Source organism: Methanoregula sp., assembly GCF_041663825.1.
In the GTDB taxonomy this organism is placed as follows: Archaea; Halobacteriota; Methanomicrobia; order Methanomicrobiales; family Methanospirillaceae; genus Methanoregula.
In genome coordinates this window covers 24883-47315 of record NZ_JBAYLY010000024.1, presented here as the reverse complement: position 1 = coordinate 47315, position 22433 = coordinate 24883, and the positions used below count along the sequence as shown (strand labels likewise).

Annotated in this window: 20 protein-coding genes and 2 tRNA genes; 9 read left to right on the top strand and 13 right to left on the bottom strand. The window is 52.0% G+C overall.

From position 1 onward, the window contains the following. Positions 1–49: 49 nt before the first annotated feature. The 4 genes from WCX19_RS10725 to WCX19_RS10710 all read right to left on the bottom strand — a co-directional run bounded on the left by WCX19_RS10725 (position 50) and on the right by WCX19_RS10710 (position 1969). Positions 50–123: transfer RNA gene (locus WCX19_RS10725), tRNA-Lys, on the bottom strand. 85 nt (positions 124–208) lie between these two features. Further along, positions 209–838, bottom strand: coding sequence for a response regulator (locus WCX19_RS10720; protein WP_373007955.1), 630 nt, complete (start codon positions 836–838; stop codon positions 209–211). Positions 839–979: 141 nt separating this feature from the next. Then, the gene (locus tag WCX19_RS10715; RefSeq protein WP_373007953.1) at positions 980–1609 is read right to left on the bottom strand and encodes a response regulator; all 630 of its coding nucleotides are present in this window, start codon (positions 1607–1609) and stop codon (positions 980–982) included. Beyond that, positions 1610–1969, bottom strand: a complete 360-nt coding sequence (locus WCX19_RS10710; protein WP_373007951.1) for a roadblock/LC7 domain-containing protein — start codon at positions 1967–1969, stop codon at positions 1610–1612. It abuts the gene before it with no gap. A gap of 333 nt (positions 1970–2302) precedes the next feature. Here WCX19_RS10710 and WCX19_RS10705 point away from each other — a divergent pair. The 5 genes from WCX19_RS10705 to WCX19_RS10685 all read left to right on the top strand — a co-directional run bounded on the left by WCX19_RS10705 (position 2303) and on the right by WCX19_RS10685 (position 8345). Beyond that, a tRNA-Pro gene (locus tag WCX19_RS10705) sits at positions 2303–2376 on the top strand. A 27-nt stretch (positions 2377–2403) separates the two neighbouring features. Further along, positions 2404–3258 carry a DUF89 domain-containing protein gene (locus WCX19_RS10700; protein WP_373007949.1) on the top strand — a complete coding sequence of 285 codons (855 nt, stop codon included), beginning with the start codon at positions 2404–2406 and terminating at the stop codon, positions 3256–3258. 77 nt (positions 3259–3335) lie between these two features. Beyond that, a complete protein-coding gene (locus WCX19_RS10695) occupies positions 3336–3794 on the top strand; it encodes an NfeD family protein (protein ID WP_373007947.1) in 459 nt (152 codons plus the stop codon). 3 nt (positions 3795–3797) lie between these two features. After that, positions 3798–4898: an SPFH domain-containing protein gene (locus WCX19_RS10690; RefSeq protein WP_373007945.1), complete on the top strand. Its 1101-nt coding sequence runs from the start codon at positions 3798–3800 to the stop codon at positions 4896–4898. Between the two features lie 777 nt (positions 4899–5675). Next, on the top strand, positions 5676–8345 hold the full coding sequence (locus tag WCX19_RS10685; protein WP_373007943.1) for an oligosaccharyl transferase, archaeosortase A system-associated: 2670 nt from the start codon (positions 5676–5678) through the stop codon (positions 8343–8345). 101 nt (positions 8346–8446) lie between these two features. Here WCX19_RS10685 and WCX19_RS10680 read toward each other — a convergent pair whose 3' ends face one another. Continuing rightward, positions 8447–9634: a glycosyltransferase family 4 protein gene (locus WCX19_RS10680; RefSeq protein WP_373007941.1), complete on the bottom strand. Its 1188-nt coding sequence runs from the start codon at positions 9632–9634 to the stop codon at positions 8447–8449. Beyond that, positions 9627–10784 (bottom strand): glycosyltransferase family 2 protein, encoded by a 1158-nt coding sequence (locus tag WCX19_RS10675; protein WP_373007939.1) that lies wholly within the window; start codon positions 10782–10784, stop codon positions 9627–9629. The genes WCX19_RS10680 and WCX19_RS10675 overlap by 8 nt, the downstream gene beginning before the upstream one ends. 217 nt (positions 10785–11001) lie before the next feature. Here WCX19_RS10675 and WCX19_RS10670 point away from each other — a divergent pair, with 217 nt between their 5' ends. The 4 genes from WCX19_RS10670 (at position 11002) to WCX19_RS10655 (ending at position 15180) form a co-directional block, all read left to right on the top strand. Beyond that, a complete protein-coding gene (locus WCX19_RS10670) occupies positions 11002–11997 on the top strand; it encodes a GDP-mannose 4,6-dehydratase (RefSeq protein WP_373007937.1) in 996 nt (331 codons plus the stop codon). A gap of 79 nt (positions 11998–12076) precedes the next feature. After that, positions 12077–13129, top strand: coding sequence for a GDP-mannose 4,6-dehydratase (gene gmd, locus WCX19_RS10665; RefSeq protein WP_373007935.1), 1053 nt, complete (start codon positions 12077–12079; stop codon positions 13127–13129). A 22-nt stretch (positions 13130–13151) separates the two neighbouring features. After that, complete coding sequence (locus tag WCX19_RS10660) at positions 13152–14225, top strand: glycosyltransferase (RefSeq protein WP_373007933.1); 1074 nt, start codon at positions 13152–13154, stop codon at positions 14223–14225. 187 nt (positions 14226–14412) lie between these two features. After that, positions 14413–15180, top strand: a complete 768-nt coding sequence (locus WCX19_RS10655) for an ABC transporter permease (RefSeq protein ID WP_373007931.1) — start codon at positions 14413–14415, stop codon at positions 15178–15180. Between the two features lie 132 nt (positions 15181–15312). On the opposite strand, the gene artA is transcribed toward WCX19_RS10655, so the two are convergent. The 7 genes from artA to nifE all read right to left on the bottom strand — a co-directional run bounded on the left by artA (position 15313) and on the right by nifE (position 22410). Next, positions 15313–16215, bottom strand: a complete 903-nt coding sequence (gene artA, locus WCX19_RS10650) for an archaeosortase A (protein ID WP_373007957.1) — start codon at positions 16213–16215, stop codon at positions 15313–15315. A 400-nt stretch (positions 16216–16615) separates the two neighbouring features. Further along, positions 16616–16945, bottom strand: coding sequence for a P-II family nitrogen regulator (locus WCX19_RS10645; protein ID WP_373007929.1), 330 nt, complete (start codon positions 16943–16945; stop codon positions 16616–16618). A gap of 18 nt (positions 16946–16963) precedes the next feature. After that, the gene (locus WCX19_RS10640; RefSeq protein WP_373007927.1) at positions 16964–18169 is read right to left on the bottom strand and encodes an ammonium transporter; all 1206 of its coding nucleotides are present in this window, start codon (positions 18167–18169) and stop codon (positions 16964–16966) included. Positions 18170–18661: 492 nt separating this feature from the next. Further along, positions 18662–19288, bottom strand: coding sequence for a Fe-only nitrogenase accessory AnfO family protein (locus tag WCX19_RS10635; RefSeq protein ID WP_373007925.1), 627 nt, complete (start codon positions 19286–19288; stop codon positions 18662–18664). A gap of 24 nt (positions 19289–19312) precedes the next feature. Further along, a complete protein-coding gene (locus WCX19_RS10630) occupies positions 19313–19621 on the bottom strand; it encodes a 2Fe-2S ferredoxin (protein ID WP_373007923.1) in 309 nt (102 codons plus the stop codon). A gap of 4 nt (positions 19622–19625) precedes the next feature. Beyond that, the gene (locus WCX19_RS10625) at positions 19626–21023 is read right to left on the bottom strand and encodes a nitrogenase component 1 (RefSeq protein WP_373007921.1); all 1398 of its coding nucleotides are present in this window, start codon (positions 21021–21023) and stop codon (positions 19626–19628) included. Next, positions 21013–22410, bottom strand: coding sequence for a nitrogenase iron-molybdenum cofactor biosynthesis protein NifE (gene nifE, locus WCX19_RS10620; protein ID WP_373007919.1), 1398 nt, complete (start codon positions 22408–22410; stop codon positions 21013–21015). The genes WCX19_RS10625 and nifE overlap by 11 nt, the downstream gene beginning before the upstream one ends. Positions 22411–22433 lie beyond the last annotated feature (23 nt).

The window sequence follows — 22433 nt, the reverse complement described above, 5'->3', positions numbered from 1 at the left end:
TGCCTATCAGATGCATCACCGCAAAAAATCCACGATTGGATCGTGGTAACGGGCCCGGAGGGATTTGAACCCCCGACCACCTGGTTAAAAGCCAGGCGCTCTACCGAACTGAGCTACGAACCCCTTGGAATCAGATGTACAGCATTATAACAATGCCAAAATACTATATAAATGTTGTTATGATCGGATTCAGGTATGCGATGCCAGATCAAGCAGTTTTGGCAAGTAGTTCGTTGATCTCCCGCAACCGCCGTTCAGACGTGGAAATTTTGTCTTCAAGTTTCCGGATTGCATCTACATCTTCAGGGAGGACATCGCGCCCTGGGATATCCATCCCGCGGGATGACCTTAAAACCACCAGCAGGTTCTTGTCCACTTCTACACTCTTCCGGAGCGCGCTGTATTCATCGATCACCACAGGGTCAATCCCCTTGCTCTGTGCAACGAGCACCTCTCCTTTCACATCATTTCTCCGGGAAAATATCCGCTGTATCGAGTCCAGCAGCTGAGACGGGCTCACCGGTTTTGAGACAAAATCATCGAGATTCATGCTGTGCTCCTGCGCTTCAGCGAGTGTAATCTTCTTTGCCGAGAACATAAGCACCGGGATCTCTTTTGTCACAGAATTTTCCTTAATCTTTCCCAGTGTCTCCCACCCGTCCATCGGTTCCATCATAATATCAAGGAGGATGAGATCGGGTTTTACGGTCTGGAGGATTCTGATACATTCATCTCCACCATGAGCAGCAAGGGTCGTATATCCCTTGCGTTTAAGTATGGCAGCAAGTCCGTCAACGATAAAAGAACTGTCGTCAACGATCAGAATAGTCAAATCCATGAATTTTCTCCTTCGTTTGGGGGCATACAGGCAGGATGCTGCTGCGGCAGGCCGTTATAGAGAATCTACCCCGCATCCTTGGTTATACGCCCCTGTACTATTCAAATGTTAATAAGATCGCTTATTCCACGTGAAGTTTTCTCATGTGATTTTCCCGGCAAGGTCACCTTTGATCTGCTGGAAGCGGGCTTCCTGAAACCTGATGGTGGTATCCATGCTCTTTAAGGTCCGGGTGATATCATCGCTGACCCGGGCTTTTGAATCATTGAAATTGTATGTGGTTTCAAGAATCTTCATCAGACGCTTGTTGATATCGATACTTTTTGACAACTGGGCATACTCATTGACAAGTTCGGGCTCAAACCCGGACTGACGGGCCCGATCCATATCAGATCGGATCGTCTGCCTGCGGCTGAGCACATGCTCGATCGCATCGTAGAGCTCGCGATGTGTGATGGGTTTGAGTACGTAGTCTTCTATAAAGATCCCGTATTCCTGCGCCTCAGTCGGAGTCAGCTGTTTTGCCGTGAGCATGAGCACGGGGATCTCTTTTGTGACAGGGCACTCCTTGATCTTTTCAAGCGTCTCCCACCCGTCCATAGGCTCCATCATAATATCGAGAAGGATGAGATCCGGCGTGACCGTTTTGAGGATCTCCAGGCATTCTTCACCGCCGTATGCAGCAACGGTGCGGTATCCCCCCCGTTCAAGCATCGTAACAAACACATCAACAATAAAGGGACTGTCATCCACCACAAGAATTGTGTACACTCACATCACCCGTCCTATCTCTGAAGCAACAGCACCAATATGGGAACACACCACGTCCTGCTTTACAGTACCTTTGATGACCGCAGCAATGAGAAAATGATCTCCTGCCCCCATGACCAGAATAGATGAATCTGCTGCCCGTATCGTAATCGCCGAAAGCGATTTTATGCCAATAAGTGTTCCTGCAGACTCCGCTGATGCAAGAATAGTCGCGGCCAAAGCACCAAACCATGGTTCATTGAGTTCTCGGTCAAAATATTTTCCGGTAATGATACCATCCCGTGACACAAGGGCGCAGCCTGTCACTCCATCGATTGCCCGTATTTTTTCAATAAATACCGCAATTTTATCCTTTAACATAGCCATGGCTCCCGTGTCACACTATTCGCTATATTTCATAATTTCAGATGACACCATATATACATATCTTTTTTATTTCTGGCACGATCATCCCGTTACACAGAAAGTAATCACAATTCCGCATATTCGGGGAAGTTTATTCCTCACTTAATCCAATAAACAAAAAGACGCAAATAAAGATTACTGATTCATGAACTTGACAGCCTGATCCAAAAAGTCAAAGAATTTAATCGGAACACCATTTTGGAGATTTATTTGTCCTGCACTGGGATCAACTTTTACTTTTGCGGCATAACAAAATAGATATGGAATATGTGCAAATAGTATGAGAACGGGGCCATAGGGTAGCCTGGCCATCCTAGGAGACTGGGGGTCTTCTGACTCGCGTTCAAATCGCGATGGCCCCATTTCATTGTTTTTTACGGGGTCTTACCGTGAAGATTACTGACACCTGTGTTGACTGCCTGATCTCCCGGGTGCAACTCGAGTGTGGGCTTGTCGGGGCAGATCCCAAAACTACACAGCAAACCGCAGAATCCTGCCGAAGTCTTCTTTTTGCGCTCAAAGACGCCCCGTTAACTCACCCCCAGATCGCAAGCCGTATCCATCGCCGCGCATATGAACTGCTTAAAAATCCCGATCCTTTTTGTGACCTGAAAGATCAGGGTAATGCCGAATCGATCGCAGTCTGCAAAGCGGTACGTCCAACTATTGTAACCTTCCGGGACTACGTTCTTGCCGCCGTCATTGGGAATACCTTTGATTACGGGGTCAAGGGGCATACCGTCACCAGTAACTTTTCCGCGTTTTTCCGGGAGGAATTTAAAAAAGGACTGGTCATTGACGATACGGACCGGATCCTTCCCTTGGCGTCACGGGTCGTTTACTTAAGCGACAACTGCGGGGAGATAGTCTTTGACCGACTTCTTATCCAGTACCTGAAATCACGTGGGTCTCACATCACACTTGCGGTCAAAGCCCGGCCGATGCTCAACGATGCGACTCTTGAGGATGCAAAAATGCTCGGACTGGATCGCATTGTTGATTGCCTCACCACAAACTGCAACGGCGCTGAGATCGGGCTCTGCCCGAAAGAGACCCCACCTGCGCTTACAAAAGCCATCTCCCGCTGCACGCTCATCATCGCAAAGGGCATGGCAAATTTTGAATCTCTCTTTGAGCGAAACGATCTCCCCCCTGTCGCGTACCTGATGGCGGCAAAGTGTCAGCCGGTTGCCAACGAAGCGGGTGTCCCGGCAGGTTCAAAGATCGCGTTGCTTCGGGTATAATTCTCAACAGGGCTGATCACACCATAAAAATGAGTGCGCCTCCATAGGATTTTATTCACTCATGCCCTTCATTATTCATGGTACTCCTTGAAGGGATTGCCCTTGGATGGCTCCTTATCGTTCTTGGTGCAATTCTGCTCCTTGTAGAAGTGCACAGCCCGGGTTTTTTTGCCACAGTACCGGCGACTGTGCTTATCATCCTTGGTGTACTGCTCCTTCTCGGAGTTGATATTTTCAACTCCGGGTGGGGTGTTATAATTGGCGTGGCCGTTGCCCTTTGTGCTGCCGGAGTAACCGTCTGGATGTACAGCAGGATCACACCGGATGGAAGCCCGACAACAATTAGCCGGGACTCGCTCATCGGTAAAGAAGGGCAGGTTATTGCTGACATCGATGCAACAACAATCAGAGGAAAAGTCCGTATCGGCACAACAGAATGGAGTGCCCACTCCACCGGCCCGGCCATACCTACAGGTAAAACTGTTCGGGTGGTAGATTCGGAAGGTGTACATATCGTTGTAGAGGAGGTTAACTAATCCATGGCATTTATCGAGACATTAATTACAATATTTTTGATCCTTGTTATCGTCGTCATATTTGCAAAAGGTGTCGTCATCGTACAGCCGTACGAGCAGGGGCTCCAGATCCGGCTCGGGAAATATATCGGGCGCATGAATCCCGGCTTCCGATGGATCGTCCCGTTCGTCAGCGACGTGACCAAACTGGATCTGAGAACACAGGTTATGGATGTCCCGAGCCAGGAAGTCATAACAAAGGACAACTCCCCGACCAACGTGGATGCGATTGTCTACATCCGGGTGATCGATCCCGAGAAGGCATACTTCGAGGTCGCGAATTACCGGATCGCAACTATCGCACTCGCTCAGACCAGCCTCCGTGGCATCATCGGGGATATGGAACTCGATGAAGTCCTTTACAACCGGGACGTTATCAACACGAAACTCCGGGACATCCTCGACCGCGAGACCGACCAGTGGGGTGTCAAGGTTGAAAGGGTCGAGATAAAAGAGGTCGACCCGGTCGAGGCCGTCAAGAACGCGATGACCGAGCAGACCGCTGCAGAACGGGCACGGCGAGCTGCCATCCTGCGTGCAGATGGGGAGAAGCGTTCTGCGATCCTGAAGGCAGAGGGTCTCCGGCAAAGTATGATCCTCGAAGCAGAAGGGGAACGCCAGAGTAAGGTACTCAGGGCTGAAGGGGAACGGCTTTCGAGGATCCTTCAGGCACAGGGAGAAGCACAGGGTCTGCGCATCCTTTCTGTCGGTGCAGCCCCGCTTGACAAGCGTGCGATTACGGTGCTCTCCCTGGATGCGTTAAAGGCGATGGCAAACGGGCAGTCAACAAAGATCATCTTCCCCTTCGAGATCTCCCAGCTGATCCGGCAGGGTGCAAAATTCCTCGGGGCGGATGAAGAGACCGCTGAAGAAGTCGCAGGCAGACCCGTTATGGATGAAAGCATTCTGGGTGTCATCCCAAAACAGGAAGCCGTGGATGCGATCCTCAAGGAGATCCAAGACGCCGTGCCCAAAGTCACCGAGGATGAACTTAAAGACACAAGCAAGCGCCGGCTCACCGTAGAAAAAACCGGTAATGATGACCCCACGATACCGGTGGCGTAAAAAACAGAATTCCTTTTTTTTATCAGCACAGTTTCCGCAGTTTTTTTATCCGTTTGAAATCCTTATTTCAAAAACGTCCGTGTTCATTTACCAACTTCAGAACTTCTCAATTTTCAAGTTGAAAGAACAACCACCAAAAATTCGTATGAGCCAGATCTGGAAACGGGAGTGTCCATTTTTTGGCAGCAGCCACCCGCCCTTTAGGGCAGGAGGGGGTACCCCCACCTCCGGGCCACAAGAGGGGGGGTGGGGGGATCATGCTTTTAAAAAATTGGTCGGGGGTCAGGGTACCTCTCAATTTTGGGAGCGGGGGGGTACCCCCTTGCAAGAAAAGAGGCCCCTACCCCCCCAAGCCATCGGACGGCAAAATATGCCTTTAGAGGATAACTCCACGCGAAGCACAGGCTTTGGAAATGCAGGAATGGGGGGGTACCCCCACCTCCGGGCTACAAGAGGGGGGGTGGGGGGATCATGCTTTTAAAAAATTGGTCGGGGGTAGGGGTACCTCCCGTTTTTGGGAGCGGGGGTGCCACTCTAAGCTGGTGGAGGGGGGTACCCCCAATGGACGAGAATCTCTTCGGGAAGTCCTATTAAAAAATTCTGATGTTTTATAAAGGAGATCTTATAGAAATGCCAGACCTAATCTCAGGTTGCAGGTCAGATGGTGAAAAAATTAGTTCGCCATTCCGGGACTCCCTATACGTGAAAGGATAACCGGGAAATATATACCCTGCATTCCATAATCTAATACCGTTGTTTTCATGAAATGGGGGTCTCATGGATATCAGTAACCTGAAAAGCAACCCGCGTATCCGGGTCGGAATAATTCTGCTCGTTTTCATGGCGGTTGCCCTCATACTCCGGTTAATTCCTGCTTTTTTCACAGGAAATACCGGGTTCCTTTTTACTTATGACACAGACGGTTGGTATTCCCTGCGACAGATCGAAGTGATGGTGCACCATTTCCCACAGTATAACTGGTTTGACCCCATGACCGCATATCCTACCGGGAAATTTATTGACTGGGGGCCGCTGTATCCGCTCATTGCAGCAGTTCTCTGCCTGATCACCGGGGTGACATCGCAGGCAGCGATTGTTTCTGCGGCCGGCTGGGTTTCCCCGGTCATGGCCGCGCTCATGGTTCCGGTTGTGTACTATTTCGGCAAGACGATCCGGGACTGGCAGACCGGGATTGTTGCTGCCGGCCTTGTTGCTGTGATATCCTACCACTATTTCTTTCTCTCTTCGTATGGTCTGATCGGCCATCACATTGCTGAAGTTTTTATCAGCACGATATTTTTGCTACTTTATCTCTCCACCATTGTGTACTCCCGAAAACACGGGCTGGACTGGAAAAATCTTCGCACATTTTATGTGCTGATCCTGCTTGCCGGTTTTGTGGGAGTGTGCTGGTTCTGCGCGCTTCTTGCATCACCGACCGTGATCCTCATGCTTGTGGTGATCGGGATCTACACCCTCGTTCAGTGCATCCTGGATCAGTGGGCCGGCCGTTCATCCACAGACCTGCTGGTCACAAACGGGATCTTCCTTTCGCTCTCGGCTGTTTTAATCGTCCTTTTCGGGTTTCATGCGACCGGAATCTCAATCACGCAGTATTCACCCGGACTTGTGTATGTTCTCCTTGCACTGCTCGCTGAGACCGGTGTGCTCTTTTTCCTCTCCCAGGTATTTTGTGCGAAAAAAATCCCGTACCTGCTTAGCCTTGCAGTCCTTGGGATAGCAGGCTGTGGGGCAATCTTCCTGTACCCACCGTTTACCGGGATCGGACAACAGGCATTCACTCTCTTTTTTGGCTCCATGCAGTTTTCGGTGGGTGTTGTCGAGACACTTCCACTTACCCTGCCTGTAGCATGGGACTATTTCGGGTTTTCTCTTCTCCTTACCGGAGGCGGGTTTCTGGTTCTTGGATATTATATCACAAAAAAACCACAAACCGAATGGATCTTTCTTTTGATCTGGTCCGTCGTAATGATCCTTCTGACCCTCCGGTACCAGCGGTTTGACTATTACAGCACGGTCAACATCGTACTTTTAAGTGCCATCTGCATCACGGAGCCATTCCGGTGGCAGGATGTCAGTGTGAGTACAAAAATCTCATCCGCCGTATCCCGAATTGTCCCAACTTCTCCGACCGGGCCCGAGGTGGAAGATATCAAGGGAACAACATCCAGTTCTCCTGAACGTTCCGGCAAGAAAAAGAAAAAAAACCAATCCGGGGATGACCGAAATGCCACGGGGACATTTAAGGTATTTTGCCTGGCATTGGTCCTTCTCCTTACAGTAGTTCTTGTCGGCGTTTCCATCTACAAGGATCTCGATCTTGGATTTAGGACACCGGATCATGGACTGTCACCAGACTGGGTCGAATCAGTAACCTGGCTCGCAAATAACACACCGGTCACCGGTGTCGATTATTTCGGGGAGTACCAGTCTCCCGGATATTCCTACCCTGACGGGGCCTACGGTGTCATGGCATCGTGGGATGCCGGCCACTGGATTACCTTCTTTGCGCACCGGATCCCCATTACCAATCCGTTCCAGGACAACCTTGCCGGCAGTACCGGTGCTGCCGCATACTTCCTTGCACAAAACGAGTCCCAGGCAGATGCAATCCTTGCAGGACTCGGGGGTCGGTACGTTATTGTCGATTCAAACCTCGCTGTGGACACGTTCACGAACCTTGTCCCGTGGGCAGACGGCTCGACAGATATTTCGCCCTACATCTCATGGTTTATGCTCCCGGAACCCGGTAATACCAAAGTTCTCGACAAGGTCCACCGGTTTAATGAGGGGTATTTCCAGACCACGGTCTCGCGTCTCTACAACTTTGACGGCTCCATGACCACCCCCATGAATGCGGAATATATTCAATACAATATCCGGCAGGTGCCGACAGCGGGCGAATCTGCGGAGGATGTGAACGGTTACGCGCGGGTGATTTCAGTAGATGCGCCGGTTGACATTTCATCAGGAACAGGTAATCTCACGCTCATACGTGAGGGCCAGACACTATCAGCATCGAACTATGCTAACTTCTATTCCAGTCTCCCCTACGAGGCGGTTGCGACAGTCCCGGCCCTGAAACATTACCGGCTCATCCATGAATCTCCGGACAATGCGACTGCTGCTGCATTCCCGGAGTCGGACACGGTTACACTTCCCGGTATAAAATCGGTTAAAATTTTTGAATATGTCAAGGGGGCAGAGATCACCGGTGACGGGATTATTGAGGTCCCCGTAATTACCAACACGGGACGGACCTTTGTCTATCGGCAGGCAAGCGAGAAGGGGACGTTTATCGTTCCATATCCTGTGTCGGTTTCACCGTATGAAGTCAGGGCAACCGGGCTGTACCATATTCTCGGAACTGACCGGTACATCAACGTGACTGATAGCGATGTGATGCAGGGTAACCGGGTTTCCTGAATCAATCTTTTTTACTGTCATTTTTTTCGGAGGTCTTCTTCTGATTCTGTAATTTCGATCGGGTACAGGATTGCCGGCGCTTTTGGGAAATAACCTGATCGTTACGTTCGCGGATCCCTGTTTTTGATTCGGTCCCTTGTGCCCTTTTTTGCAATCACCGACCGGTAATACTCCTCACACTCTGCCGCAATGCGATCCCAGTCAAATGCTGCTGCCATGGAGAGACATGCCTCGCGCATCTCCTCATGGTGCGCAAGCGCTTCACGGATCTTATCTGCAAGATCCTCTGCTGAAGGGGACGAGAGAAAACCGGTTTTCTCCGTGATGAGTTCCCGGACCGCGTTTGCCGGGTGATCGACTGTGACCACCGGGAGCCCGCAAGCCAGTGCTTCGAGTGCGGTGATTCCAAATCCCTCCCGGGTTGACGGCAACACGAAGACACATGAGGATTTCATCCGCGTGATCAGGTCGTCGTGCCGCGCTTCAAAATCCCGGATACTGACCCGGTCAAGAAGTCCTTTTTCCCTGATGAGACCAAGGAGCGTTTCCCGTTCCGGCCCGTCCCCGATGATCAGGAGCCTAATCGCCGGTTGTTCTTTTGACAGGAGTGCGAACGCCCGGACCAATTGGTCTGCATGTTTTTCCTTTATCAAGCGCCCAGCAAAGATGATATCCGATCGGTCAGCTGCGGGGGGTATTGCGGAGATGCGACTTTGATCTACGCCATTGGGAATGATCACGATCGTTTTCAGGCCGCTCAATGGTGTGAGCTGTTCTGATGTGATCCTAGACACTGCAATCATGTGAGGGGTGAGCCTGGCAACAAGACGCTCGATATACTTGCCAAATGCTCCGCCCTGACCAAGGTACGTGTACCAGTAATCACCCCACACCTCGTGCCATGTGATGACAAGCGGGGTTCTCTTGATAAGGAAAATGAATTTTGCGGAGATGCATGAGAAAAAGGGGAACTGTTGGCAGTCAATAATATCAAACCGCCCCTTTCCCAGAGGATGGATGAGCCGGAGGCCGAAATTGATCGCTTCCCCCAAGGTCCTTTTACCCCCGGCATAGAGAGGACGTGCCGGACAGACCCCGTGCAGGATAATCCCCTCGCGGATAAGGATGTCATCGCCATTCCAGTATTTCATACCAAAGATATGGACCTCATGGCCCCGTCCTGTAAGACGCACGGCAAGTTCCCACACGCGTTTTTCCACGCCCCCTTTCACGTACGGGTAGATCGCATCATAGACAAACGCAATCTTCATTCGATCCGGTTCAGGCATGGCCGTTGTTCTCATTTAAGAGCATCATACTCTGGAAGACTGCAAAGAGGAAAACCTGGATGCCACTCACGATCAGGATAAGGGATATAATCGCTGTGGATATCTCAGATAGAAAACCAAACCCGACCGCGACCCAGTGGATGAGGATGTTGAGCCCGACAATTACTCCGGCAAAGAAAAGTGCGGCGCCCAGCACAAGGAACTTTTCCAGGTTGCTGTATTGCATTAGGTCAACGATGATCCCCGCCTTGGTCTCGTACCCGTGGACGACCGAGTAGGTCTTCATGAGAAAACCCGTCAGGATCACCTGCATGCCACCCATAACAAGAATCGCGCCCAAAATGAACGTGTGGAGGTGCGAGGATTCGACATCTCCTTGAAGGGCAAAAAATCCCATCAGCAGCAGACCGATAACAAAGAACAAGAACCCGGGTACTGCAACAAACGGGAGCGGCTTCATGAGCAGCACAAACCGGATGTGGCGCCAGCCATCGGCAAAACTGTGCAATTTTGAGGGGGTCACCCGGGGATAATAATCGATGGGCACTTCTGTAATTTTTATGCATTCCTTTGAAGCCATGACAAGCATCTCGGAAGCAAACTCCATTCCGACGGTCTTCAAGGGAAGCCGGTCGAGAGCCTCGCGGGTGATCGCGCGAAACCCGCTGTGCGTATCGGAATACTGGGTGTGGAAGATAAAGTTGAGCATCCAGGTGAGCAGGGGATTGCCTATATACTGGTGGAGAGCAGTCATTGATCCTGTGTGGATGATGCCTTTGAACCGGGAACCGACAACAAAATCCGCGCCCGTCTTCAGCGGGGCGATCATTTTGGGGATATCATAGAAATCATAGGTATTGTCTGAATCACCCATCACGATGTAGTGGCCCCGTGCCTCTGCAAAGCCGGCAAGGTATGCATTGCCGTACCCGCTCTTTTTCGGCCGGATGACACGGGCTCCGAGTGCGGCTGCTATTTGTGAGGTCTTATCTGTTGACGAATCTGCAACAATAATCTCGCCATCGATCGCATTTTTGGTAAATACTTCCTGTATTTTGCAGATGCATTCGCCGATCGTGCGCTCTTCGTCCAGCGCAGGAAGGACAACTGATACTTCAGGTACAGACTCCTTTTGGGGATGGGGCTCCATTGTTAATCCTTTGAAATTTTATGGGATGTATGAACATAATGGACATTTACAATCAATAAATCCATGGGAAAATCCTGTGGAACTTGAAGTGGGCAGGTAACACGAATATTCATGTGAGTTCAATGGTAAATATATACGATAGAATGGAATCCCGATTGACGGCATTTATTTGGGGGTTACCTCATCCGATCTTTTTAAATCTGCACAGGAAATGCGTATGAAGCGACTCTTGATTACCGGCATCAGCGGTTTTGTCGGGGGACATATTGTCTCCTATTTGGCAAACCATAAAAATGAGTTTGAGATCCACGGCATCAGCCGCTCAAAACCCGCATGGGATTTTATATCCCCTGCATCGGGACTGTTCAACTGCCATCATTTCCACCAGGCAGATTTGCTCGATATCCCACGGATCAAATCGCTCCTAGAAGAAATCCAGCCGGAGTATATCCTCCACATGGCTGCCCAGAGTTCTGTTGCAGAGAGCTGGAAGACACCGGTTTTCTCGTTCATGAACAACACGAATATCTTTTTAAATATTATTGATACGGTCCGGCAAAACGACAATGGGGCGCGTGTACTCTCTATAGGGTCATCGGAACAGTATGGGGTCGTCTCTGCCGCAGACCTCCCGTTAACTGAGGAGAGTCCCCAGCATCCGGCAAATCCCTATGCGGTGGCCCGTGTCGCTCAGGAACAACTGGCAAAAATTTATGCGGACGGTTACGGCCTTGATATTTGCTGCACGCGATCCTTTAACCACTGCGGTCCGGGCCAAAGTGACCGGTTCGTTGTGAGTGCAATCGCAAAGCAATTTGTCAAAATCGCTCACGGTCTCCAGGAACCGGTGATCCATATCGGGAACGGGTCTATCGTGCGTGATTTCGTTGATGTGCATGATGTCATTGCTGCCTACGAGATTCTCATTTCAAACGGGAAACGCGGCGAAGTCTATAACGTGTGCAGCGGTACGGGCCATACCATTGGGGAGATCGTGACCCTGCTTGCGGAGCTTAAGGGTATGAAGGTTGGGGTACACCAGGAACTTGCAGAGATCCGCCCAATCGACAATCCCAGGATCATCGGGAGCAACCAGAAGATCCGGCGCGATCTTGGCTGGAAGCCGGTGATCCCATTTGAACAGAGTCTCCTGTCCCTTTATGATTACTGGGATCACCGCATCAGTCAGGAATTATTGCTGGGGAAAAAATGACAGATATCACAGATCTGTGAATTCCCGACGTTTTGGAATTTACACGGGATTTTCCACAAAAAAAACGAGGAATTTTATCATGGCACACCAGAAAAAAGCACTGATCACCGGGCTCACCGGGCAGGACGGTTCCTATCTTGCCGAACTTCTCCTTTCAAAAGGATATGAGGTCCACGGTCTGATACGGAGGGCATCGACATTTAATACCGGGCGCATCGACAATATCTACGTGGACCCCCACGAACCGGGTGCCCAGCTCTTTCTCCATTATGGCGATCTCTCGGATTCCGAGCAGATTGCAAATATTATCTATAATATCAGGCCGGACGAGGTGTATCACCTTGGCGCCCAGAGCCACGTGCGGGTCAGCTTCGACAGTCCGGAATATACCGGGAATGTAACCGGGCTTGGCACTACACGTATCCTTGAATCGATCCGAAGAAGCGGGAACCCGATCCGGTTTTACCAGGCCTCTTCAAGCGAAATGTTTGGCGGGGCACAGCCCCCACAGAACGAAGAAACTGCGTTTGTCCCGAGAAGCCCGTACGCATGTGCGAAAGTCTACGCGTACTGGATGGTCCGCAATTACCGTGAAGGGTATGAGATGTTTGCGACAAACGGGATTCTCTTCAACCACGAGTCTCCCCGTCGGGGAGAAACGTTTGTGACCCGGAAGATCACCCGGGGGATCGCTGCGATTTTAGGAAAGAAAGCACAGTCCCTGTACCTGGGAAACCTTGATGCAAAACGGGACTGGGGATTCTCACCCGAGTATGTGGAAGCGATGTGGCGGATGCTCCAGGCCGAAATACCGGATGATTTTGTTATTGGGACCGGTGAAACGCATTCTGTACGGGAGTTCCTGGAGGCCACGTTTGCTTACGTGGATCTCGACATGGATAAGTACGTGAAGATTGATCCCAGGTATTTCCGGCCGACCGAGGTGGATGTACTCATCGGAGATGCAGGAAAAGCAGAACGCGTCCTTGGCTGGAAACCAGATGTGAAATTTGCCGATCTGGTCAAAATCATGCTGGACTCAGATATCCGTGCGGCGAGCCTTGAGGCGCCGGGCGAAGGGGATGCAATTATCGCAAAGAAATTCCCGCACAAGTGGTGGAAAGGCGATTAGTGAGCGTTTGGGTGAACCGGCCGTGAGAGTTGCGATCTTCCATGATTATTTCGGTGCGATTGGCGGGGGGGAGACCGTTGTTCTTGAGATGGCTAAGTGCTTGGGTGCTGATATAATCACAACCGATACTGATGCGGTGCACAAGATCGATCCATCGGTCCATGTCATCTCTCTTGGAAAAACGGTAAAATTCCCGCCGCTCAAACAAATTTCGGCTGCGGCCCGTTTCAGGCTCTGCGATTTTTCAAAAGAGTATGATTTCTTTATTTTTACCGGGAACTGGAGCCACATGGCCTCATTCCGGCATCGTCCCAACCTCTGGTACTGCTATACGCCGGTCCGGGCATTCTATGATCTCTATCCGACATTTATTTCCCGGCAGGGATCGGTCACCCGGCTGTTGTTCCGCACCTGGGTATTTTTTCACAAAATAATTGACCAGCGCTCCGTGCGGCACATTGACCGGATCATTGCGATCTCAAAAAATGTGCAGGGCCGGGTCCGCGAGTTTCACAACCGGGAGGCTGGTCTTATTTATCCCCCGGTTGATATGGCCCGGTACCGGTGCACGGAGTACGGGGATTTCTGGCTCTCGGTAAACCGGCTTTACCCGGAAAAAAGGATCGATCTCCAGGTGGAAGCGTTCCGAAAGATACCTGAAGAGCGGCTGGTTATCGTAGGTGGGTATGCCAAAGGGGATCATGCTGCAGCGTACGCGGAGAAGATTGGTCGGAACCTGCCCGGGAATGTTACGCTTCTTGGGGAAGTAAACGGGGATGAACTTGTCGATCTGTATGCCCGGTGCCGGGGACACATCTGTACCGCACTTGATGAGGATTACGGGCTTACTCCCCTGGAGGCGATGGCGAGTGGTAAGCCGGTGGTTGCCATTGATGAAGGAGGATACCGTGAAACGGTGACCCCAGAAACCGGGATGCTTGTAAAACCGGATTCGGATTCAATTGTTTCTGCTGTCAGGGAAATCACCCGGAATCCGGAACGGTACCGCACAGCCTGCGAGGCGCGGGCCCGGGAGTTTGATATAGCCGGGTTCCGGGAGCACGTGAGACGTGCGGTTTTTAGGCCGGTCTCCTGATCCGTAGGGAACAGGATGTGGCTGAACCGGGAGTTATTGCCCGGATTTCCCAGCTCATGATCACCTTATCCTGAAGGTGCAGGGTTGATTATTGCTCCACAATCAATGAGAAAGTTAGAAAACAGTTCAATGTAAAAGGTCAGTACTACAAATTCAAGAGAGTAACACTGCCACCGGGAGCGCGATCGTGAATTTCAGCCTGATTCTTGAACTTGCCAAACGTGATTTTATCGAGCGGTATTCTGGTTCGGCACTTGGTTTTGTCTGGTCATTTATCTATCCCTTGATTAACATCCTTATCTATATGGTCATCTTCGGGAGCCTTATGGGTGCGCGGCTGCAAGGCATGACCTCGATCTGGGGATACGGGGTCTACTTGGTTGCCGGTCTAATTCCCTGGACAGCGTTTGCAAACACGGTTACAAGGGCCTCCACGGTGTTTCTCGATAAGAAAAATATCATTGCAAAGATCCATGTGGATCTTCCCACCCTCCCGCTCTTTATTGTGATATCGGAATCCATCACATTCGTGGTCACGCTCGTCATCTTTCTTGCGATTCTTCTTATTGCCGGGGTTTCCCTCTCATGGTACCTGGCGCTGATCCCGGTCCTGTACCTTATTCAGCAAGTGTTTGCCTATGCTCTTGGATTTTTTTTCGCAATGTTTGTGGTATTCCTTCGGGATCTCAAAGAGGTGGTTGCCCTCGCATTCCAGATCTGGTTCTGGATGACACCCATCGTTTACGTTTTTGATATTCTTCCTACCGTGGTACAGAATGTTTTGTACTGGAACCCAATGCTTGCCGTAGTGTCGGCATATCATGATATTTTTGTTTACCAGCGAATTCCCTCATTTGGATTCCTCTTGATGGTCCTTATCGCGAGTATTGCCCTGATCGTTGTGGATTATATAATATTCAAAAAACTCGAGAAGGATATCCGCGATTTCATCTGATCTTGTCATGCCTGCGGAAATACTCTTTTTTTTTCAAGAGAAAGTCCGGCGTTTTTGTTCTGTTTAACACGTGGGATTCTCTAAAAAAAGCAAAAGAACGGGATTATTCCGCCGGCGCACCCGGCCCGTCTGTCACTGTTTCCCCGTCTCGTCCGGCATTTCCGCAGGCGCCGGCTCGAACCCGTTTGCCGTTTCTGGAGACGGTTCAGTCTTGGCCGGCCCGTTGCCTTTGCCCCGGCCAAATGCACTGATAATCTCACCGTAATATAACTGGAACAGTTCATCGGCAAACGTCCCGAGCCGGGGAATGAGTGTAAAGAGGCCGTACGCGATCAGGATCAGGATAACAAGGGCGAGCATCTCCGCAATCACGTTGTGCGCCCAGAAGAAGCTCTCGTACCCGATCTCACCGTTCCCGGCAATGTCAGGCCAGTAAGGGAACCACTGGCTGGTGTAGGCCATGATCACAAAGACGTTCCGTAACAGGTTAAGAATGTAGATGGTCGGGGCGACGAGAAGGACCGCATACAGTTTCTGCCGGAACGTTGTCGGCACTGCAGCGGCAACCCCGAGCATGATCGCGATGCTCTGGATGCCGGTGCAGGCAAGGATGATCTCAACCCGGAAGCCGTGCTGTGCGATAATGTTCCACGCGTCAAGGCTCACCGGGTAGTTAAGGATCTGAAGCAGCCAGACAACCTGGCCCACGACCATTGAAATGAGCCAGTTCCCGACCACGGGCAGGTACTCAAACGGCGCGTAGATAAGGAATGCTACGGCGGCGGCCCGTGACAGGTGCAGAACCCGTATGTCATCAACGAGCAGGTATTTCGTCGTGATAAACAGGAACGGCACTGAAAGCACCGCCATAACGGGGTAGAGGAAATTGTTCTCGGCAAAATATTCTGGCAGCGTCGCAAAGAGAAAGAGGACGATAAAGACCCAGCCGGTGATCGCTGCGTATTTCCGGTGGCGACCGGGTATCAGGAATGCCAGAAATCCAATACAGGATATCAGGACGAGATACTCGATCATCATAGATGTATTTACGCTTAATCAAAAAAAGGATTCTCTAATACCGAGACTCTCCAATTAGCTCAAACTAACCGATTACTAATTTGATGGCACTATCGGCGACATTTACCGGCGTGACCGGGAAAAGGATAGTCAAATCTAATGGCAGGACGCGGTAAAATACGACACGGACGTATTATCCATGCCCGGACATATTCACATCTCACCGCACATCGAAAAGAAACTTCGTGTGCTTCTGGATGCGGAATAAAAAAATCCCGACCGATATTTTTTGGCCGGAAGAGAAATGTGGCTGGTTGAAACGTTTTTTTTTTAACAGGAGCGGGGGTGGAAGATCCCGCCATCCTGAATTTTTAGTTTGCTGCATCTGTTGGGCAGTAGACAAGCAATTTTTAGTGTGTTATGTCTCGATATCACCCGTCCGGATCCGTATGGATTTCTCGACTGGCACAACGAAGATCTTCCCGTCACCGATCTTTCCAGTCCGTGCGGCCCCGGTCAGGGTCGCGACCAGATCATCGACATCCTTGTCACGGATAACGATCTCAAGTTTGACTTTGGGCAGGAGATCGACGGTCATCTTGCCGCCGCGGTACTCTAAGGAGATCCCCTTCTGCTCGCCCCGGCCTTTAACCTCCGTGATAGTCATGCCGACATAGCCTTTGTCTTCAAGCGCTTTTTTCACGAACTCGAATCGTTCGGGTTTGATGATTGCTGTGATCATTTTCATGGTAATCACCCGTTCTTCTTAAGCCCGCTCACCATGCTGGGAGATGTCGAGCCCGACATATTCCTCTTCTTCACTCACCCGCAGTCCGATTGTTTTGTCCACAATAATCGCAAGGATATACGTGACCACGAACGCGTAGATGACAGCTGCACCGGCCCCTACAATCTGGGCGATGAACTGGTGGGTATTCCCTTCGAGAAGTCCCGAGTAGCCGTTGACTGCGGCGGATGCAAAGATACCGGTTGCGATTGCACCCCAGAGGCCGCCCATACCGTGGACTGCCCATGCATCGAGGCTTTCATCAATGCCTTTGCCCTGTCTCCAGAGCATGATACCGTAGCAGAGTGCGCCGGCCACTACACCAATCACGATCGAAGCGAGTGGGGTTACGAACCCGGCACCCGGCGTGATAGCGACAAGACCTGCCACTGCACCGGAAACAAACCCGAGCGAACTCGGCTTGCCGCCGTGTGCCCATGAGACGAGGAGCCAAGTCATTGCTGCGGCTGCTGCCGCCGTGTTAGTGGTGACAAAGGCACTCACCGCGAGGCCGTTTGCTGCAATGGCGCTTCCCGAGTTAAACCCGAACCAGCCGAACCAGAGGAGCACAGCACCAAGGATCGACCACGGGATATTGGCCGGTTCCATCGCGTACTTGCCAAATCCGACACGTTTCCCAATCACGAGCGCAAGCGCAAGCGCTGCAAACCCTGAACTGATATGAACGACAGTGCCGCCGGCGAAATCGATCGAGCCGAACTGTGCTGTCCAGCCGCCGCCCCATACCCAGTGAGCGAGCGGGTCATAGACGATCGTTGTCCAGAGCAGTGCAAAGACAAGGTACGCACTGAACTTGATACGCTCGGCAAAACCGGACGTGACGATCGCCATCGTAACCGTTGCAAACACGAGCTGGAATACCATGTAGAGCAACCCGGGTATTGCCGTGCTGTACGGACCAGGGTCCATACCTACACCGTTTAAGCCGAGGTACTGCAGGTTACCGATAAATCCTCCCACGTCAGGGCCAAACGCAAGCGAGTACCCGATCAGCACCCACTGGATGCTTACGAGGGCAAAGGCCACAAACGAGAGAGTGATCATGTCGATAAAGTTTTTCTTCCGTACAAGACCGCCATAGAAGAACCCGACTCCCGGCGTCATGATCATGACAAGCGCCGTTGAGGCGAGTACCCATGCAATTGCTCCAGAATCCATAACCATTTAATTCACCTGATAAGATCAATGCTGCTTTTATGCCATACCCCATATAATTTTTCGGATATACGGGCGAACATAGGATCATTCCCCCGGAACTGTAATGTACCAAAAGACCCGTGAGTGGTTCCGGATGAGAAGTCCGGTTCTCGTCGTGTGATCTGGTTTTTCTGCATCATTTCAGGTCCTTGGATTAACTAATGTTCACTAAGATTGTAGGAAGGAAGTTCTATTCCTACGTTTATAAATTTTATTGTTTGGTCTTCCCCTTGCTAAGGAAACAGAACACACATATTGTCCAGATTACCTGCCTTGAGAAAACGCGCACGAACAAAAAATAAAGGTACTAAAAAAACCCGCATGAAGACAAAGACTTCTCACCAAAGCAATGAAAATTTTGCACTCCAAACTCGAATTTCCATTTGCCGGCTCCATCGTCTGAAGTTTTCAAAATTTTCATGACAAAAGGCAGGATGCTACCACAGTGATAAAAAAAGATTACCGACCGGTGTTAGTTGTCAGCCGGACTTTCACGGTATCCTTGTCCTGCTGTTCGGTCTCAAGGGTATAGCCCCGGCGTTCCGCCTCGACTTCTATCCACGGGGGAACATGGCTGCATACGATATCGAGGACGAGAAAGCCCCCGCTCTGGATAAACTGCTGGAGGACCTGCTTGCTCGACATGTCCGGCCGTTTTCCCTGGACGTCCTTTATCGAGATAAAGAAGTTCCCCGGGGTTTTTTCTTTGGGCCGGGGGATATCGGCTGCTACGGGTTTTATGGCCGGGACCTTTGCCTTTTCCTCATCGGCCCAGACTGAATCGAGGAACTCATAGGGTTTCCCGGCAATCTCCCAGAGCGTGCACCCTGCTTTTTCCAGTTCGAAGTACAGGGCCCCGCTTGCCGACCGGGTCACCAGGACCCGGCAGTCACCAAGGAATGCAGCAATGCCGGCAGCTGCCGTGCGCATCCCTTTGAGGCCCTGCGACGGATCGAGAGCAACAGGCATCCCACGTACCCGGGACCAGGTACCGGCGCTGCGGCCAAATACCTCAAGCGTCCCCGGGTCACCCAGCCTTCCCGTTGTCCCGTCATCTCCAAGGATGACTGCGATCTCTTCTGCCATTCGTACGTTCCATTTTTACTTTTTTTATATCGCCAGCCGTTCAACGATTTTGCCGCCCTCGATGTGTTCGTCCATGATCTCGGTCACATCGTCGGGCGTCACGGCGCCATACCAGACATTGTCCGGGTACACGACAACAATCGGTCCCTTGTCGCAGATCCCAAAGCAGCCGGTGTTTGAGAGGAAAACTTCCCCGCCGCAATCCCGTTCTTCGATCTCTTCCATGAAGCGCGACATGATATCAACGCCCTCTTTTGAGTGGCAGAATCCTTTCTGCTGCCCGTTCGCACGGGAGCTGGTACAGACAAAGATGTGGTGTTTTGGTTTTTGCATGGTCTTACATCCCCTCCGGGGTACAGAACTGTTGTTTGATCTTCTGGCGGTACGTGGCGTATTTGTGGGAAAGAAGCGTGTTGGTGAAACTGTCGAGGAACGCTAAGGTGCCCCGGTAGCCCGCGGACAGGATCCTCTGGCCACCCATACGGTCGTGGATGGGATACCCGATACGAAGGAGCGGGATGTCGTGGCGCCCGGAAAGCATTTTTCCTCCCGAATGGCCGATCGCGATATTTGCCCCGGCCCGGATCGCGGCGTCCTCAATTGCCGCAAAGTCCGCTTCCTCGATGAGCACCGGGGGAGCGTCCGCGTCTGCAATGACGGGCTCCAGCCGTTTTGCAAGCAGGCTGTATTTCGAACCGGTCGCGATGACGGCCGGCATTGCACCGTTCTCGGCCAACACTGACGTGAGCGCGTACACGAGCTCAGGTTCGCCATACACGACCGGCACGCCGTCCGCATCGTACTTGTGTGCATCGGCCATGGCATCCATGAGCCACCCGCGCTCGATCACAAGCTCGTCCGGTACCGGGTTCCCGCTGATGGTATGAAGGGCCTCCATGAAGAGATCCGTATTTTTCAGGCCGATGGGAAGCGGGAGGTTTATGAGCGGGACATGGTACTCATCCTCAAGATATTTCCCGGGCGAAAGACTGTCCGGGCAGGTCGAGCCAAACTGGATCGTGACAGGCGCACCCGCCATCTCCGCAATCGCTGCGGTCGGGGTTCCCCCGGTCGGGATCTTCTGGTACTTCCCGCCAAACGGGCGGTCGAGCGTCATGGAGATATCCGGGAGCAGCGTGTACTCAATGCCCATGAGGCCAAGGATCCGTTTGATCTCCCGCAGATCGGCCGGGCTGATGTTGGGTACTATCACGTTAATACGCCGGTGGGACTGCGCGGGACGTGCATAGTAGGCAACAATCCCCCGTACAGCGGCCCAGTAGCCTTCGGCATGCGTGCCGCTGTAACTGGGTGTCGGAACCGGGACAATATCGATCCCGGCAATTTTTTTCTCTTCGATATAGGACTTAACGATCCGGTCGATATCCTCACCCATCGTCTCGGCAAGGCAGGTGGTCAGCACGCCGAGAACTTTTGGCTGGTACACCCGAATCACATTGTCCATGGCTTTTTTGAGGTTAGCCTCCCCTCCATGAATCGTCTGTTTCTCGTTTAAGGAGGATGAGGCAATGTCAACCGGCTCATTGAAGTGCTCGACATTAAAGAGCCGCATGTACGTGCTGCAGCCCTGCGAGCCGTGGATGAGCACCATCGCGTTCTCGATCCCTTTAAACGCGACAACACCACCTATGGGCATGCACATGGTACACTGGTTCTCGCTTACCTCTTTGACGCGCCCCGGTGCCGGGGCAGGGGCGGCTGCTTCACTGGCCATGGGCACTGCCTCCCGGGACCGGTGTCCGCAGCGATTTCCAGACCGGCGAACAGGTGGTCAGACAGACCTCGCGGGCAAACCGCACCGCACCGTCAAATCCGGCAAGCCCGTCTTTCCGGTCATGGTTGTGATCGACAAAGCCGATCCCGAGTTTGTAGGCAAGGAACCGTTCCTTGACACCGCCGATCATGACATCGACATGTTTTTCCAGGAGGAATTTTTCCAGTTCCGCCGGGTTTGCATCGTCGATGATGATTGTTCCTTCAGAAAGGATCCGGCTCATGCTCTCGTACTCGTCGACATTTCCGGTCTGGGTGCCGGAGAGGACGATCTCCATCCCGAGTCCGCGGAGCTGGCGGATGATCGCAATAGCCTTGTAGGCACCGCCCAGGTAGATCGCGGCGCGTTTGCCCCGGAGTTTGTTACGATATTTCTCGATCTCGGGCCGGATACGGGCCATCTCCCGGGCAATCAGCGCCTCGGTCCGTTCCGTGATCGTGGGATCATCGTAGAATGCGGCGATCTTTTTCAGGCTCTCGGCCGTGTTCTCGGGCCCGAAGAAGTTCACGTCCATATAGGGTGTCCCGAACGTGCGTTCGAGGTTTGTCGCCACCCAGTGCATGGAGCCCGTACACTGTACAAGGTTGAGGCACGAGGACGGCGCCTTTTTTAGCGCTGCAACCGAGGAGTCACCGGTGAATGCCACGTTGATCTCAATGCCCATCTCGGCAAGGTAGCGGCGGGCAAGCCACATCTCGCCGGCAAGGTTGTACTCCCCAAGGAAGTTGACCTTCCGGTTCTTCTCGATGATCTCGCCCTCTTTTGGCCGGATCAGTTTGAGCAGGGCTTCAGCCGCCGCACGGTATCCGACAACCTTGTTGCCTGAGATAAACCCGCTCGACTCGACCGGAATCACCTCGGTATGGTGCCGGGCGGATGCTGCTTTACAGACGGCAACAATGTCGTCGCCGATCATACCGGAGACGCATGTGGCATAGACAAAGATGGCGGGGGGGTGGTATTTCTCCACCACTTCGTCAATACACGCCGCCAGTTTCTTCTCGCCGCCAAAGATGACGTCTTTTTCTTTCATGTCTGTCGAAAAGCTGGTCCGGAAGAGTTCCGAACCGCTTGAGAGGCTTCCGCGGATGTCCATTGTATAGGTTGCACAGCCGATCGGGCCGTGGACCAGGTGGACGGCGTCGGTCACCGGGTTTAAGACCACCCGGGCCCCGCAGAAGACACAGGCCCGCTGGCTGACCGAGCCGGCAAGGCTATCGGTGGTGCAGTGGATGCGCGAGCGGCTTTTTCCCGCGGTCAGGATGGAGTCCTGGCGCTCAGCGATACACGCGGTCGCAGCCGGCGAAAGCGTGCATGATTCTTCCATAGTGAATAGTCACCTCCTTTTTG